A 15341-nucleotide genomic window follows, 5' to 3' on the forward strand; every position below is an offset into this window, starting at 1 on the left:
CTGCGCGTCCCAAACCGGCAGCACAGGATCTTTGCGTGCCTTGCTTGACAAAATTTCCAAAGACCATAATGTAAAGTTCAGCATGATTGATGAGGAAGTGGCGATGTACAGCGTTTACCTTCCGCAGAATCAACTCACCCTTCAGCAAAAGATAGGGTATATTGAAGCCCATACCCGGCTAAAATTTGAATCGACCGAACCACGCCGCTATACTGTTTACAATGACATCAGCGCGCAAAACCCGCTGTGCGGCTACCTCATCGACAAAAAGACCGGAAAGGGCATTGCGGATGCCCTGATAACTGTTGGAAAATCGAGGGTAACCTCAGATGCCAATGGGTATTTCAGCATCCCAAAAGCAGAATCGTGCAAACTCGTTATCCTTGCCGCGGGCTATCTGGCGCTCACCACAGATGCGGTGCGATTGTACATTCCGGGATGCCTTGACATCTTTATGCATGACCAGGTTACACTTCTCGATGAAGTGATTGCCGAGCGCTACCTCGCCACGGGCATTTCCCGAAAGGATAATGGTACACTTATCATACGGCCACAGCGTTTCGGCATACTCCCGGGGCTTACGGAACCGGATGTGCTCCAAACCATGCAGCAGCTGCCGGGTGTTATCAGCATTGACGAAACCGTGTCGAACATCAACGTGCGGGGCGGCACCCACGACCAGAACCTATTTTTGTGGAATGGCATCCGGATGTTCCAAACCAGCCATTTCTTCGGGCTGCTCTCGGCATTCAACCCGTTGCAGGCTTCGGAAATTTCCATTTTTAAGAACGGCAGCCCGGCTTCTTTTGGCGAAAGCGTCTCCTCTGCCGTAAGCATTACCACCCACACTCCTTTTACCGAAAACCGGTACACGTTTGCCGCCGACCTGCTCAATGCCAGTTTCCATGCCGCCGTGAACCTTTCGGCCAATGACGCGCTGCAGGTTTCGGGGCGCAGGAGTTATTCGGATGTGTGGGGAACGCCAACATTCAGAGCCTATGAGCGGCGCATTTTCCAAAATACCACCATTACCGATGTGGCAGAAAATGAGGAAACACCCGTGCATGGCAGCGAGGATTTTTATTTTTACGATATGTCCCTCTCCTATCGCCATGCCTTCAACGAAAAGCATGTACTATATACCGATGCCATTGCCATAAAAAACAGCCTCGACATTTTCCAGCAGACCGAAACATCGGGCCGGAGCGGAAGCCTTGCACAGGATAATTTTGGCGGAAGCCTTATTTGGGATTCACAATGGAATGAAAACCACTATAGTGACGTGCAGGTGTACTACTCATACCATAGCCTCGAGGGGAGGAACGAAGCGCTGGACAGCGATCAGGTAACGCAACAGAACAACACGATTAAAAACAAAGGATTACGGCTGAATTATGATTTCATCCTGACGCCGCGATTCATTTTTGGGGCAGGCTACCATTTGGATGAGATGAGCGTGCGGAATTTTGACGAAGTGAACCTGCCGGAATTCTCTAAAAATGACAAGGCAGTGTCGTTAACCCATGCTGCTATTGGTGCATTTAATTACACTTCGGATAACGAAAGGACAAAAATAAACGTGGGGATAAGGGGAAATTATTTCGCCAAATACAAAACCTTTTTGGCCGAGCCCCGCCTTACCGTTACCCACTCCCTGCAAAAAGGACTGACGCTGACCCTTGCCGCCGAACAGAAAAGCCAGACACTCTCGCAGGTCATCGACAGGCAGCAGGATTTTTTGGGTATCGAAAAAAGACGGTGGGTACTGGCAGAAGACAATATCCCGATACAGAAAAGCACACAGGCATCGGCAGGAATATCTTATACAAAAAATGGATGGCTTGCTACGGCGGAAGGCTTTTACAAAAGAGTTAAGGGCATAACCAGCGACAGCCAGGGTTTCCAGAACCAGTTTGAGTTTGAAGGCAGTACGGGTGAGTATAAAGTATTGGGGTATGAGCTTTTGGTACAGAAGAAATTCAATCACCTTTATGGCTGGGCATCGTACAGCTATAACGACAACGACTACCATTTTGACAGCTACCTGCCGCCGGGATTCCGCAATAATTTTGCCGTATCGCATTCGGTTACCTCGGCTGCCATTTATGAGCATGACGGCCTTCGCCTGGCCCTTGGCACAAAATGGCGTACCGGCAGCCCGCAGACGGAACCGCAATCGTTCAGCATCGACCCTGATAATCCGGCCAATTCGCAGATCATTTATAAAAGCCCTAACAGTTCAAGGCTTGGCGACAATGTTCAGGTGAATTTTTCGGCCTCTAAAGCGTGGGATGTAAGAGGCATCAAACTTACGGCAAGCTGCTCTGTACTGAATATTTTCGACAGGGAAAACGTCATCAGCCGCTATTACCGCGTCAACAAAGCCGGAAATACTGTGGAAAGCGTAAATACGTATGGACTGGGCATTACGCCGAATGTGGGGGTAAAAGTTGTGTTTTGATTTGAAAAAGATGGAACACGGATTATGTTGATTAAACAGATGTCCACGGATTTTTTTGCCTGCAAACAGTAAAAATCCCAACAAAAAGTTAATGTTAAAAACAAAAAACGGAAGTACGGAATTGTTCTGGGGAATTCTGTTATTTTGCATCCTTCAAAAAAACACTACTAAAATTCAGCAGGCATTATGGGGATGTTCGTGATCAGTAAGCGCGATAACGGTGACTTTAAATTTACTTTCAACTCCCGCAGGGGAAAAACAATTTTTACGGGCATGGCCTGTAAGGAAAAGGAGTTTTGCCACCTTATGATTGCCGAGATACGCGAGAACATTGCCACACTTGTACTGACGAAGAACAAGACGGCGGCGGGCAAGTATTTCTTCAGGCTTTCGAAGGACGGGCTGGTAATCGCTACGAGCCGTAAATACGGTTCGGAGTACGCCTACGGCAAGGGCATTGACGAGGTAATGAAGTATGTGCCGCCTGCCGATACGCTGGATTTTTCGGAAAATGAGTTTGTATTCCCCGATGCGGAGGAGGTTTTTTCGGAAGCAGAATAATCATTGCCTGATCTGCTTTAATTTTCTATTTTAGCATTTTACAACTACCAATGAACAAACCTCTACTCTTGCTTTTTGTGCTCGCGGGGTTATTGCTTGCGGGCTGCTCCCCTACTCTTGTTGCCGTTAACGAAGACATCGACAAGGAATTTCGCGAAACCTTTAAGCCGCTTAACCAATCGCTCGTAGCCGCACTGTGGAAGAATACTTCGCGCGGTTACCGGAGGCTGGGCACGAAGCGCTTTGGCGAAAAGGAAGATACTGCCCTGATGCAATTGGTCAATGAGATTTACTTTAACCCGCAGATGCCGCATACTTACGAGATTGTGGATGAATTTTATTCGGAAGACGGCGGGTCGGGACCTGTTATGGTTACCTCGGGAAAGCACGGTTATTCTGTCAGCTTCCATAACAACACACCTGAATATTATGTATCAGTACTGCAGATCCAGCCCAACGAGCAGCAACATTATCTTGTAGCCGCCATTTATAACCTCGAAGACGATGAGTGGGTACTGGATAAGGTTTTCCCGGTAAGGTATGCTATGTTAGGCAAAACCGCGGCATATATGTTTGAAATGGCCAAAAGCTGGGAGAAGCGCGGATTTATGATTGATGCCTATGTACATGCCCACGGCGCCCGCAACCTTGTGGAACATTCCGGTGACCACATTATTTATAAAGACAAAAAAGAGATACTGAAATACCGCGACCAACTGGCTAAGAAGATTGAAGCAGCGTATAGCAAGTATCCGATACGCATAGGCGCCATCAGCTCCAGCCCGCAGATATTTGACTTTGACATGGCTTTTCACGAAAAAGGGCTGTATCCGGCGATACACTATATTTCAAATGTGCCGGGAAGTGACTATGAAGCGCAGGTACAGGAAGCCAAAGACATTAAAGAGTACATGACCAAACACATGCCCGACCTCGCCCAAAACCAGGGCTATGTGTTTTACAGGCGTTTTACACTGGATCCGCGTGTAGACACTGAGCCGTATTTCTCCAATGCTTTCATTGATTATAACAATAACTTCGGTAAATAATCAGCGACTCCCTGCGGGGAGTTTTTTATTCCCTTAAATTTCGCTATATTTACCTTTACCCATAAATACCTTATGATCAGCGAAAAAGACACCAAACAGATAAGCAAGTTCCTAAGCTATGTACTTCGGCACAAGCCCGAAGCCATTGGCCTTACCCTGGATGCCAACGGCTGGGCCGATGTAACAGTACTGCTCGAAAAAATGCATAAGCACGGAACGAAAATAGATATGGAGCTGCTCAATCACGTAGTGGACACCAACAGCAAAAAGCGCTTTTCGTTTAACGATGCTAAAGACCGGATACGTGCCAGCCAGGGACATTCGCTGGAGATTGAGCTGGGTTATGAGCCACTGGCACCACCAGAAATACTGTACCACGGCACTGCCGGGCACAATGTAGAAGCAATACTGAAGGAAGGCATCCGTAAAGGCAACCGCCACCATGTACACCTCAGCCTGGATAAAGCCACGGCGACAAATGTGGGCGGCAGGCACGGTAAACCGGTAATACTTGAAGTACTGGCATTGCAGATGCACAACGATGGGTACGAATTTTTCCTTTCGGAGAATGGGGTTTGGCTGACGGATGGGGTACCTGCGGGGTATATAAAATAAAGGATATGAGAATTCCAACTATACACGGCTACATCGACAGGAGGATACTCATCAATTATACGATTGATGCCGAAGTGGCGCGCAAGGTGATTCCGGCTCCCTTTCGTCCAAAACTCTGCGAAGGAAAAGCCATTGGCGGTATTTGCCTTATCCGCTTAAAGCATATAAAACCAAAAGGGCTGCCTGACTTAGTTGGAATTGCATCTGAAAATGGTGCGCACAGATTCGCGGTTGAATGGGATGAAGGCGGCGGAACTAAAGAAGGTGTATTCATTCCGAGGAGGGACACGTCATCTTTTACAAATGCAATTGCGGGCGGACGGATCTTTCCGGGAAAGCATCATTTGGCAAAATTTGATGTGAAAGAAGCAAATGGCAATTACAATATCGCATTCACCAGCGATGATGCCACACAAATTGCAATTGAAGCAAAGGTGATTGGAACATATCCTGAAAACTCCATATTTAAATCTTTAGATGAAGCATCGGGTTTCTTTGAAAAAGGCTGTATTGGCTACTCCCCTAATAAAAATAATTTTGACGGTGTATGCCTTACTACCTATAAATGGGAAATGATCCCTTTGGAAGTTGCCTCTGTAAAGTCATCATATTTTGAAAATGAGGCGATGTTCCCAAAAGGATCGGTAGTATTTGACAATGCATTATTAATGAAAAACATAGAGCACGAGTGGCTCAACGTCGCCAGTAAATAATCAAAACCGCGAAAACAATTTCGCAAGTGTAATTTTTTTCAAATTTAATATGCGTGCATAATAATTTTTTGTATATTTGAAACAACCAAACTGATGAAAGATAAAACGATAGACTACGTACTGAGGGCCACATGGCAGGCAGTATCGCGAATGTATAACGAAGAGGCCTCGAAATACGGTGCCAGCATGTCGGTAGGATTTGCGCTCCTTTCGATAGACAAGGACAACGGCATCCCCTCGACAGCCTTAGGCCCGCAAATGGGGATGGAACCCACCAGCCTTACCCGCACGCTGAAGTCGATGGAGGAGAAAGGGCTGATAGTGCGCAAGAAAAACCCGGTAGACGGCCGTGGGGTGCTGATACACCTCACCAAGCTGGGCAAGGAAAAGAGGGAACTCTCGCGCGACAGGGTACTGAAGTTCAACGATGTGATACGTCAGCACGTATCGGAAGAAAAGCTCGCACACTTCATGGAGGTGGCCGAGACCATCAACGAACTGATAGCCGACAAGCTGATATTCAACCCGGACGAACCGGACACAAACAAATAAACAATGCGAAAGCATTACCAAAAAACTTACTATAATAATGAAACGCACTATTAAGAAGGCAGCCGTTATCGGCTCCGGCATAATGGGGTCGGCGATCGCGGCCCACTTTGCCAATATAGGCGTGGAGGTGCTCCTGCTGGACATCGTGCCCAGGGAACTCACCGAAGCGGAACAGAAAAAAGGTTTGACATTGCAGGACAAAGCCGTGCGCAACCGCATTGTGAACGAGCATTTGGCCAACTCGCTCAAGTCGAAGCCCTCCCCTATTTACCACCAGAAATTTGCCAGCCGCATTTCCACCGGCAACACCGAGGACGACATGGCAAAGATCGCCGATGTAGACTGGATCATCGAGGTGGTGGTTGAAAAACTGGAAATCAAGCAGAAAGTATTTGAGCAGGTTGAAAAATACCGCAAGCCCGGCACACTGATCACCTCGAATACCTCGGGTATTCCCATCCACTTCATGAGCGAAGGCCGCAGTGAGGACTTCCAGAAACATTTTTGCGGCACACACTTCTTCAACCCGCCGCGTTACCTTAAACTATTTGAAATCATACCGGGTCCGAAAACTTCACCTGAAGTACTGGACTTCCTTAACAACTATGGCGAGCAGTTCCTTGGCAAGACCTCGGTTGTAGCCAAAGACACCCCTGCCTTCATTGGTAACCGCATCGGTATTTACGGCATCATGAGCCTTTTCCACCAGGTTAAGGAAATGGGGCTTACCATTGAAGAGGTTGACAAGCTTACCGGCCCTGTTATCGGCAGGCCTAAGTCGGCTACCTTCCGCACTGTAGATGTGGTGGGGCTTGATACATTGGTACACGTTGCCAACGGTATCTATGAAAACTGCCCGAACGATGAAGTACACGAGTTGTTCAAGCTGCCGGGCTTCATCGACACCATGATGCAGAACAAATGGCTGGGCAGCAAAACCGGCCAGGGCTTTTACAAGAAGGTCGACAAAGACATCCTGTCGCTTGACCTTGACACGATGGAATACCGTGCGCAGAAGAAAGCATCATTCGCTACGCTGGAACTGACCAAAACCATTGACAAACCTATAAACAGGTTTAAAGTACTGGTTGGCGGTACTGATAAGGCAGGCGAATTTTACCGCAAGAACTTCGCGGGGATGTTTGCCTACGTTTCCAACCGCATCCCAGAAATTACCGACGACCTTTACAAGATAGACGATGCCATGAAGGCCGGATTCGGCTGGGAAAACGGCCCATTTGAGATATGGGATGCGGTGGGCGTTGAAAAGGGTATCGAACTCATTAAGGCCAATGGCGCTGAACCGGCGGCATGGGTGAATGAGATGCTGGCTGGCGGCAACACGAGCTTCTACACCGTAAAAGACGGCGCGAAATACTTCTACGACATTGCGTCCAAATCACAGAAGAAGATTCCGGGGCAGGATGCCTTCATCATCCTCGACAACATCCGCGAAAGCAAAAAGATATGGAGCAACAGCGATGCCATTATCCAGGACTTGGGTGACGGCATCATCAACCTGGAGTTTCAGAGCAAGATGAACACCATTGGCGGTGGGGTGCTGCAGGGCATCAACAAGGCCATCGACCTTGCCGAAAAAGAATATGACGGCCTCGTGATAGGCAACCAGGCGGCGAATTTCTCCGTAGGTGCCAACATTGGGATGATATTCATGATGGCGGTAGAGCAGGAATACGATGAACTGAACATGGCTATCAAAATGTTCCAGGACACCATGATGCGCGTTCGCTACTCCTCCATCCCGGTAGTCGTGGCACCACACGGCATGACCCTGGGCGGCGGCTGCGAAATGAGCATGCACGCTGATAAAGTTGTTGCGGCAGCAGAAACGTATATCGGACTGGTTGAATTTGGCGTGGGCGTGATACCGGGCGGCGGCGGATCGAAAGAGATGGCGCTGCGTGCATCCGACTTGTGGCATAAGGACGACGTGGAGCTGAACGTGCTGCGCGAGTACTTCCTGACTATCGGTACAGCAAAGGTATCGACATCGGCTTATGAAGCTTTCGACCTCGGCATCCTGCAAAAAGGCAAGGACGTTGTGGTAGTCAACAAAGACAGGCAGATCGCCGAAGCCAAGAAGTATGCAAAACTGTTGGCAGAAGCCGGCTATACCGCACCGATACGCCGCAAGGATGTAAAAGTGCTGGGCAAACAGGCACTGGGCATGTTCCTCGTGGGTACCGACAGCATGGAAGCCGGGCATTACATCTCCGAGCACGACAAGAATATCGCCAACAAGCTGGCCTATGTAATGGCGGGCGGCGATTTGAGTGAGCCGACTTTGGTGAGTGAGCAGTACCTTCTTGATTTGGAAAGGGAAGCATTTCTATCATTAACTGGAGAGCGCAAGACACTGGAGAGGATACAGTTTATGCTAACGAAAGGCAAACCGCTTAGGAATTAATTATTTTGAATGCTGAATTATAAATTTTAAATGATTCGGTTAATTCATAATTTAAAATTCAAAATTTAAAATAATGACAAAGACAGCATATATAGTAAAAGCATACAGGACAGCCGTGGGTAAAGCCCCGAAAGGTGTGTTCCGTTTTAAACGTCCGGACGAACTGGCCGCGGAAACCATACAGTTCATGATGAATGAGCTGCCGGAATTTGACAAGACCCGCATCGATGACGTAATGGTGGGCAACGCCATGCCCGAAGCCGAGCAGGGCCTCAACTTCGCGCGCCTTATTTCCCTGATGGGATTGAAAGTGGACGATGTGCCGGGCGTGACGGTGAACCGTTATTGCGCCTCGGGGCTGGAAACCATTGCGATGGCAACGGCCAAGATACAAAGCGGCATGGCACACTGCATCATTGCCGGTGGGGCCGAGAGCATGAGCTACATCCCGATGGGTGGCTACAAGCCGGTACCGGATTACCAGGCCGCAAAAGCAGGCCACGAAGATTACTACTGGGGCATGGGGCTTACTGCCGAGGCTGTTGCGAAACAGTTCAAGGTGTCGCGTGAGGACCAGGATGAATTCGGGTACCAGTCGCACCAAAAAGCACTGAAGGCACAGGCGGAAGGCAAGTTCGACAAACAGATCGTGCCTATCACCGTGGAGCAGGTCTATATCGATGCCAATGGCAAAAAGGCCACTAAAAATTATACCGTTACCAAAGACGAAGGCCCGCGTGCCGATACATCGGTGGAAGCGCTAGGCAAATTGAAGCCCGTTTTTGCGGCAGACGGAAGCGTTACTGCAGGTACGTCATCGCAAATGAGCGACGGTGCGGCATTCGTAATGGTGATGAGCGAAGAGCTTGTAAAAGAGCTGAACCTTGAACCCATCGCCCGACTGGTGAGCTATGCCGCAGCCGGTGTGGAGCCAAGGATCATGGGCATCGGGCCGGTGAAAGCCATCCCGAAAGCCGTGAAAATGGCCGGGCTGGAACTGGATGACATACAGCTTATTGAATTGAACGAGGCATTCGCTTCTCAGTCGCTGGCCGTAATCCGTGAGCTGGGACTGAATAAAGACATCGTGAACGTGAACGGTGGTGCTATTGCCTTAGGCCATCCGCTCGGATGTACAGGCGCAAAACTGTCAGTGCAGCTGTTTGACGAAATGAAGCGCCGAGGCAACAAGTACGGCATGGTGACCATGTGTGTGGGAACAGGCCAGGGAGCGGCAGGGGTTTTTGAGCTCGTTTAATTATTTTAAATGATGAATTTTAAATTTTGAATGTTGATGAAGACCGATAATATCATTGCGAATAAGACTTTTGATTTTTCGTTAAAAATTATATCGTTATACATTCAACTGAAGAAGGAAAACGAATTCATTATCTCAAAACAATTATTGAGATCAGGCACCAGCATAGGCGCAAACGTAGAGGAAGCTATCGCAGCACAATCGAAACGAGACTTTATCAGCAAAATGTCGATAGCGTCCAAAGAAGCAAGGGAAACGAAATATTGGTTAAGACTTCTTGATAAGTCAGAGCTGACAACTATTCCAATAACAGGCTATTTGGAAGAAGTTGAACATATTGTAAATATCATCACAAAAATAATAAAGACATCTCAGGAAAACATCTCACAACCCATTCAAAATTTATAATTCAAAATTTAAAATAAAACATATGTCTGATACAATCGATAAACAACTTGCCCGTGGCGGCCAATTTTTGGTTAAGGAAACGAGATCGGAAGACATTTTTACTCCGGAAGACTTTACGGAGGAGCAGATCATGATGCGCGACAGCGTAAAGGAATTCATTGACCGTGAGGTATGGCCGAACAAGGAGCGCTTTGAGAAAAAGGATTATGCCTTTACTGAAGAAGCCATGCGCAAGGCGGGCGAACTCGGGTTCCTGGGAGTTGCCGTTCCGGAAGAGTACGGCGGACTGGGAATGGGCTTTGTGGACACGATGCTGGTGTGCGACTATATTTCGGGCGCGACGGGTTCATTCTCAACAGCATTTGGGGCACATACAGGTATTGGCACCATGCCGATAACGCTGTACGGCACTGAAGAGCAAAAACTGAAATACGTACCGAAACTCGCTTCGGGGGAATGGTTTGGCGCATATTGCCTTACCGAGCCGGGCGCAGGCAGCGATGCCAATTCGGGAAAGACCAAAGCGGTTTTGAGCGAGGACGGCACGCATTATAAGATCACCGGGCAGAAAATGTGGATATCAAATGCCGGTTTCTGCAGCCTGTTCATTGTATTCGCACGCATTGAAGACGATAAGAACATAACAGGCTTCATTGTAGAAAATGACCCTTCCAACGGCATCTCGCTTGGTGAGGAAGAGCACAAGCTGGGCATCAGGGCCTCCTCTACCCGCCAGGTTTTCTTTAATGAGACGAAAGTACCTGTGGAGAATATGCTTTCGGAGCGTGGCAATGGGTTCAAGATTGCCATGAACGCACTGAACGTAGGCCGTATAAAACTGGCCGCAGCCTGCCTTGATGCCCAGAGAAGGGTAACAAGCGGTGCGGCAAAATATGCCAACGAGCGCATCCAGTTCAACACCCCTATCGCGAATTTTGGCGCTATTCGTGCCAAGCTTGCCGAAATGGCGACCAATTGCTATGCCGGGGAGAGCGCGTGCTACAGGGCAGCGAAAAATATCCAGGACCGCATTGCCGCGCGTGTTGCCAATGGCGAATCGCACCAGGATGCCGAATTGAAAGGCGTGGAAGAATTTGCCATCGAATGTTCTATACTTAAAGTCGCAGTGTCGGAAGATATACAGAATTGTTCGGATGAAGGCATCCAAATCTTTGGCGGCATGGGCTTCTCTGAAGATACCCCGATGGAAAGCGCGTGGCGTGACGCACGCATTGCACGTATCTATGAGGGTACCAACGAGATCAACCGTATGCTGTCGGTGGGCATGCTTATCAAAAAAGCCATGAAAGGCCACGTAGACCTGCTTGGCCCGGCCATGAAAGTCGCGGAAGAGCTGATGGGAATACCGTCGTTCGATACCCCGGATTACTCCGAACTGTTTGCAGAAGAAAAGGAAATGATCGGAAAACTTAAAAAAGCGTTCCTGATGGTAGCAGGTTCGGCAGTGCAGAAATACGGCCCCGATCTTGACCAGCACCAACAACTGCTTATGGCTGCAGCCGATATCCTTATCGAGATCTACATGGCCGAATCGGTTGTGCTGCGTACGGAGAAGCTGGCCAAAAACAAAGGCACTGGAAATGTAAAGGAGCAGATCGCCATGGCACAGTTGTACCTGTACCATGCTGTTGACCTTGTGAATACGAAAGGAAAAGAAGGAATTGCCTCGTTTGCCGAAAGCGATGAGCAGCGCATGATGATGATGGGCTTAAGGCGCTTTACAAAGTACAACAACATGCCGAATGTGGTGGCGCTTCGTGAGACCATTGCCGCTAAGATCGTAGCTGAGAACAGCTATCCGTATTAAGAATTTTAGTTTTTAAGTTAAGATAGGACCGCTTCAGGATTTTTTCCGGGGCGGTTTTTTGGTTTAAAGGGATCCATGCTAAAGCTTGGCAAGCTGCAGATGACACGGATTTTGGCAGATTTACACAGATTTTCCAAACGCCAGTCATTGCGAGGAGGAACGACGAAGCAATCTTTCCATGTCCACTCTTTAATGTCTCCACGAGGAAAGATTGCCGCGCTCCGTAAACTACGCTCGCAATGACAGGACGGCCAGGTGGAACGTAAACATCATGCGCACCGTTTGCGTGAGGGACAGAAGCGGCATCCTGCCGGAGGAACGAAGGCAGATAGAGCGGATGGCCCGGCCCGCGCTTTGGCCTTTGGAATGGGAAGGGACACGCCCAAAAAACAGTCGCAGTCGCAGTTTTCAGTTTTAGCGGGTAGAAACAAAAAATCCCGCAAAAGGCGGGATTCAGTATATTTTAGTACAATACAAGGTTACTTATCCTTATTTCTCTTCTCGGCTTGTTTTTCTTTTACAAGTTCCATTGCCGCACCGGTAACCCAGTAGCCAACAAAACCAACAAGGAACATCATCAGCCAAAAACCAATTGTGGCGATGGTAAGAAAAGCCAGAAAACCTAAGTATTGTGAAAATTCCATAATAGTGCTTATTAAATTCAGGCTCAAAGATAGGTGGAATTATTTTTTTTACCAACACCCGTGAGCAAAAAAACAGCAAAATTATTTACGAAATCATTTTTCAAACGGTTGCGGAATGCTTAATTTTGGCAGGCTTTCACGATTGCCCTTCACTTTGTCAGGCAATTAGGAAATTGAATCTTATAAACAAATACAACAATAAAACATTCTGAAAAAATGGAATACAGGATTGAAAAAGACACCATGGGTGAGGTTCAGGTGCCTGCCGACAAATACTGGGGCGCACAAACCGAACGTTCTAGGAACAACTTTAAGATAGGCCCTTCCGGCTCGATGCCGAAAGAGATAGTGAACGGTTTTGCCTACCTGAAAAAGGCTGCTGCCTATGCCAACCACGACCTGGGTGTCCTTTCTGCTGAAAAGCGCGATGCCATAGCGCAGGTGTGCGACGAGATACTTGAAGGCAAGCTGGACGACCAGTTCCCATTGGTGATCTGGCAGACAGGTTCGGGTACACAAAGCAACATGAACGTAAACGAAGTGGTGGCTAACCGTGCGCAGGTTTTGGCCGGCGGAAAGATCGGTGAAGGCGAACCCGTGCTGAAAGCCAACGACGATGTGAACAAGTCACAATCCTCTAACGATACCTACCCAACCGGGATGCACATCGCGGCTTATAAAGCGGTTGTGGAAGTAACTATACCGGGCGTTGAGAAACTTCGCGACACGCTGAAAAAGAAGTCGGAAGAATATATGAACGTAGTAAAAATCGGCCGTACGCACCTTATGGATGCTACCCCGCTGACTCTTGGGCAGGAGCTTTCGGGTTATGTGGCACAGCTAAACTACGGCCTTAAAGCTGTTAAGAACACGCTTGCCCACCTTAGCGAGGTGGCCCTGGGGGGAACTGCCGTGGGAACAGGCCTTAACACACCGGAAGGCTATGACGTGAAAGTAGCGGAGTACATCGCTAAATTCACCGGGCTTCCGTTTGTAACCGCAGAAAATAAATTTGAAGCGCTTGCTGCACACGATGCCATTGTGGAAACCCACGGCGCGCTGAAGCAGCTTGCGGTATCGCTTAACAAGATCGCCAACGACATACGTATGATGGCATCGGGGCCGCGCTCGGGTATTGGTGAGATATTCATCCCTGAGAACGAGCCGGGATCGTCTATCATGCCGGGCAAAGTGAACCCTACCCAGTGCGAGGCCATGACCATGGTGTGTGCGCAGGTTATGGGTAACGATGTGGCCATAACTATCGGCGGAACACAGGGCCACTATGAGCTTAATGTGTTCAAGCCGCTTATGGCTGCCAACTTCCTGCAATCGGCGAGGCTATTGGGCGATGCGTGCGTATCGTTCGACGAGCACTGTGCACAGGGCATCGAGCCGAACTATACCCGTATTAAGGAGCTGGTAGACAACTCACTGATGCTGGTTACCGCGCTGAACACCAAAATCGGCTACTACAAAGCAGCCGAGATTGCACAGACCGCCCACAAGAACGGCACTACGCTAAAAGACGAAGCCGTACGCCTTGGCTATGTAACTCCTGAGGATTTTGATGCCTGGGTGAAGCCTGAGGACATGGTGGGATCGTTGAAGTAAATCTGTTAAAATTGAGAAAGCCGTCTGGATTCAGACGGCTTCTTAATAATTAATTGTTCAACTTAATAACTTTTCCCCACTTGTCAAGTTCCGCACAACATCTTTTGCAAGTAGTTCCACCCCACAAAAACTGGCGCCAATTGGCAGGTATTCGAAAGTATGGTTGTTGAAGACCACAGTTTCCACATTTCACCTGACTTAAGTTTATGAGAAATTTATTCATAATTTATAAATTATAGCCAACCTGAAAGTCCAAAATACTGTGATAGACCTCATGCAGCCGAACCTACACATGCTGAAATAAGTCCTCCAACAAGGGCACTGATACTGCGCCAATTCCACCTGCACCACCACCAACCACAGCACCCCTTACTCCGCCAATAGTTGCACCATTTATATCACTTTGACTATTGTTTTATTATGGTTGTTGATTATTATGCCTACTTTCAGTTTTTAAAGTCCCTGTTTCAACTTAATAAGGACTAATCTTGATTTTCACGAAAACGTTGTAAATTTAGTAGAACTTTTTAGGGAAAAAAAATGTTAAAAATTAAAGCTATGTTAAAAATCGCTCAATCAGAAAACCTCAACGGCATACTCGATATCGTAAACCACAACATCCTGCATAGTACGGCACTGTACGATTACGACCCAAAGCCTTATGCCTATATCGAAACATGGTTTGCCGAAAAGCAAGACGGCAACTGGCCGGTTATTGTTGCCCTGGAGGGCGATACCGTTGTGGGCTATGGTACCTACGGGCCATTCCGGTTCAAGCAGGGATATAGGTTTACCATTGAGCATTCGGTTTACGTGGCCCCGGGGCAGGAAGGTAAAGGCGTCGGCAGGCTACTGCTGGCAGAGCTGATACGCCTGGCGAAAGAAGGCGGCTACCATTGTATGGTAGGCGGTATTGATGCGAGCAATATTGGAAGTATCACATTCCATAAGAAATTCGGGTTTACGGAGACCGGGGTAATCAAAGAGGCAGGGTATAAGTTTGGGAAATGGCTGGATTTGATGTTCATTCAGTTAATCCTGGATTAAGTAGCATTTTACAAAAGCTATTACATAAAGGTTCACAAAGAAGACCTTTAGATTTGAAAGATTAAATTACCTCTTGATGATGATGTTTAAAAGAGGGGGTCCGGGGGAGACTGATAACTTAATAAGATTGTTCATATTTTTAAATAAAAAAAGAATGAGGTGA

At 48.0% G+C, this 15341-nt stretch carries 13 protein-coding genes; 12 read left to right on the forward strand and 1 reads right to left on the reverse strand.

The window, feature by feature from the left end; all coding sequences use genetic code 11:
* Positions 1-40 precede the first annotated feature (40 nt).
* The 10 genes from OGH69_RS11980 to OGH69_RS12025 all read left to right on the forward strand — a co-directional run bounded on the left by OGH69_RS11980 (position 41) and on the right by OGH69_RS12025 (position 11873).
* On the forward strand, positions 41-2461 hold the full coding sequence (locus OGH69_RS11980) for a TonB-dependent receptor (RefSeq protein ID WP_265174716.1): 2421 nt from the start codon (positions 41-43) through the stop codon (positions 2459-2461).
* A 186-nt stretch (positions 2462-2647) separates the two neighbouring features.
* A complete protein-coding gene (locus OGH69_RS11985) occupies positions 2648-3022 on the forward strand; it encodes a YegP family protein (protein WP_265174717.1) in 375 nt (124 codons plus the stop codon).
* Between the two features lie 50 nt (positions 3023-3072).
* Positions 3073-4071 (forward strand): hypothetical protein, encoded by a 999-nt coding sequence (locus OGH69_RS11990; protein ID WP_265174718.1) that lies wholly within the window; start codon positions 3073-3075, stop codon positions 4069-4071.
* A 75-nt stretch (positions 4072-4146) separates the two neighbouring features.
* Entirely contained in the window at positions 4147-4686 is a 540-nt protein-coding gene (locus OGH69_RS11995; protein ID WP_265174728.1) for an RNA 2'-phosphotransferase, read from the forward strand.
* A gap of 5 nt (positions 4687-4691) precedes the next feature.
* Positions 4692-5399, forward strand: a complete 708-nt coding sequence (locus OGH69_RS12000) for a DUF2071 domain-containing protein (protein ID WP_265174719.1) — start codon at positions 4692-4694, stop codon at positions 5397-5399.
* 93 nt (positions 5400-5492) lie between these two features.
* Positions 5493-5951, forward strand: coding sequence for a MarR family winged helix-turn-helix transcriptional regulator (locus OGH69_RS12005; protein WP_265174720.1), 459 nt, complete (start codon positions 5493-5495; stop codon positions 5949-5951).
* Between the two features lie 37 nt (positions 5952-5988).
* Positions 5989-8379 carry a 3-hydroxyacyl-CoA dehydrogenase/enoyl-CoA hydratase family protein gene (locus OGH69_RS12010; protein ID WP_265174721.1) on the forward strand — a complete coding sequence of 797 codons (2391 nt, stop codon included), beginning with the start codon at positions 5989-5991 and terminating at the stop codon, positions 8377-8379.
* A gap of 73 nt (positions 8380-8452) precedes the next feature.
* Positions 8453-9637: an acetyl-CoA C-acyltransferase gene (locus tag OGH69_RS12015; RefSeq protein ID WP_265174722.1), complete on the forward strand. Its 1185-nt coding sequence runs from the start codon at positions 8453-8455 to the stop codon at positions 9635-9637.
* Between the two features lie 36 nt (positions 9638-9673).
* On the forward strand, positions 9674-10045 hold the full coding sequence (locus OGH69_RS12020; protein WP_265174723.1) for a four helix bundle protein: 372 nt from the start codon (positions 9674-9676) through the stop codon (positions 10043-10045).
* 22 nt (positions 10046-10067) lie between these two features.
* The gene (locus OGH69_RS12025) at positions 10068-11873 is read left to right on the forward strand and encodes an acyl-CoA dehydrogenase family protein (protein WP_265174724.1); all 1806 of its coding nucleotides are present in this window, start codon (positions 10068-10070) and stop codon (positions 11871-11873) included.
* A 479-nt stretch (positions 11874-12352) separates the two neighbouring features.
* Here the strand turns inward: OGH69_RS12025 and OGH69_RS12030 are convergent, their stop codons facing one another.
* Entirely contained in the window at positions 12353-12517 is a 165-nt protein-coding gene (locus OGH69_RS12030) for a hypothetical protein (protein WP_265174729.1), read from the reverse strand.
* 216 nt (positions 12518-12733) lie between these two features.
* Here OGH69_RS12030 and fumC point away from each other — a divergent pair, with 216 nt between their 5' ends.
* Both fumC and OGH69_RS12040 read left to right on the forward strand, forming a co-directional pair.
* Positions 12734-14131, forward strand: coding sequence for a class II fumarate hydratase (fumC, locus tag OGH69_RS12035; RefSeq protein WP_265174725.1), 1398 nt, complete (start codon positions 12734-12736; stop codon positions 14129-14131).
* Between the two features lie 558 nt (positions 14132-14689).
* On the forward strand, positions 14690-15178 hold the full coding sequence (locus tag OGH69_RS12040; RefSeq protein WP_265174726.1) for a GNAT family N-acetyltransferase: 489 nt from the start codon (positions 14690-14692) through the stop codon (positions 15176-15178).
* The last annotated feature ends 163 nt before the right edge of the window (positions 15179-15341 follow it).

The organism is Flavobacterium sp. MFBS3-15, from assembly GCF_026107645.2.
Classification (GTDB): Bacteria; Bacteroidota; Bacteroidia; order Flavobacteriales; family Flavobacteriaceae; genus Flavobacterium.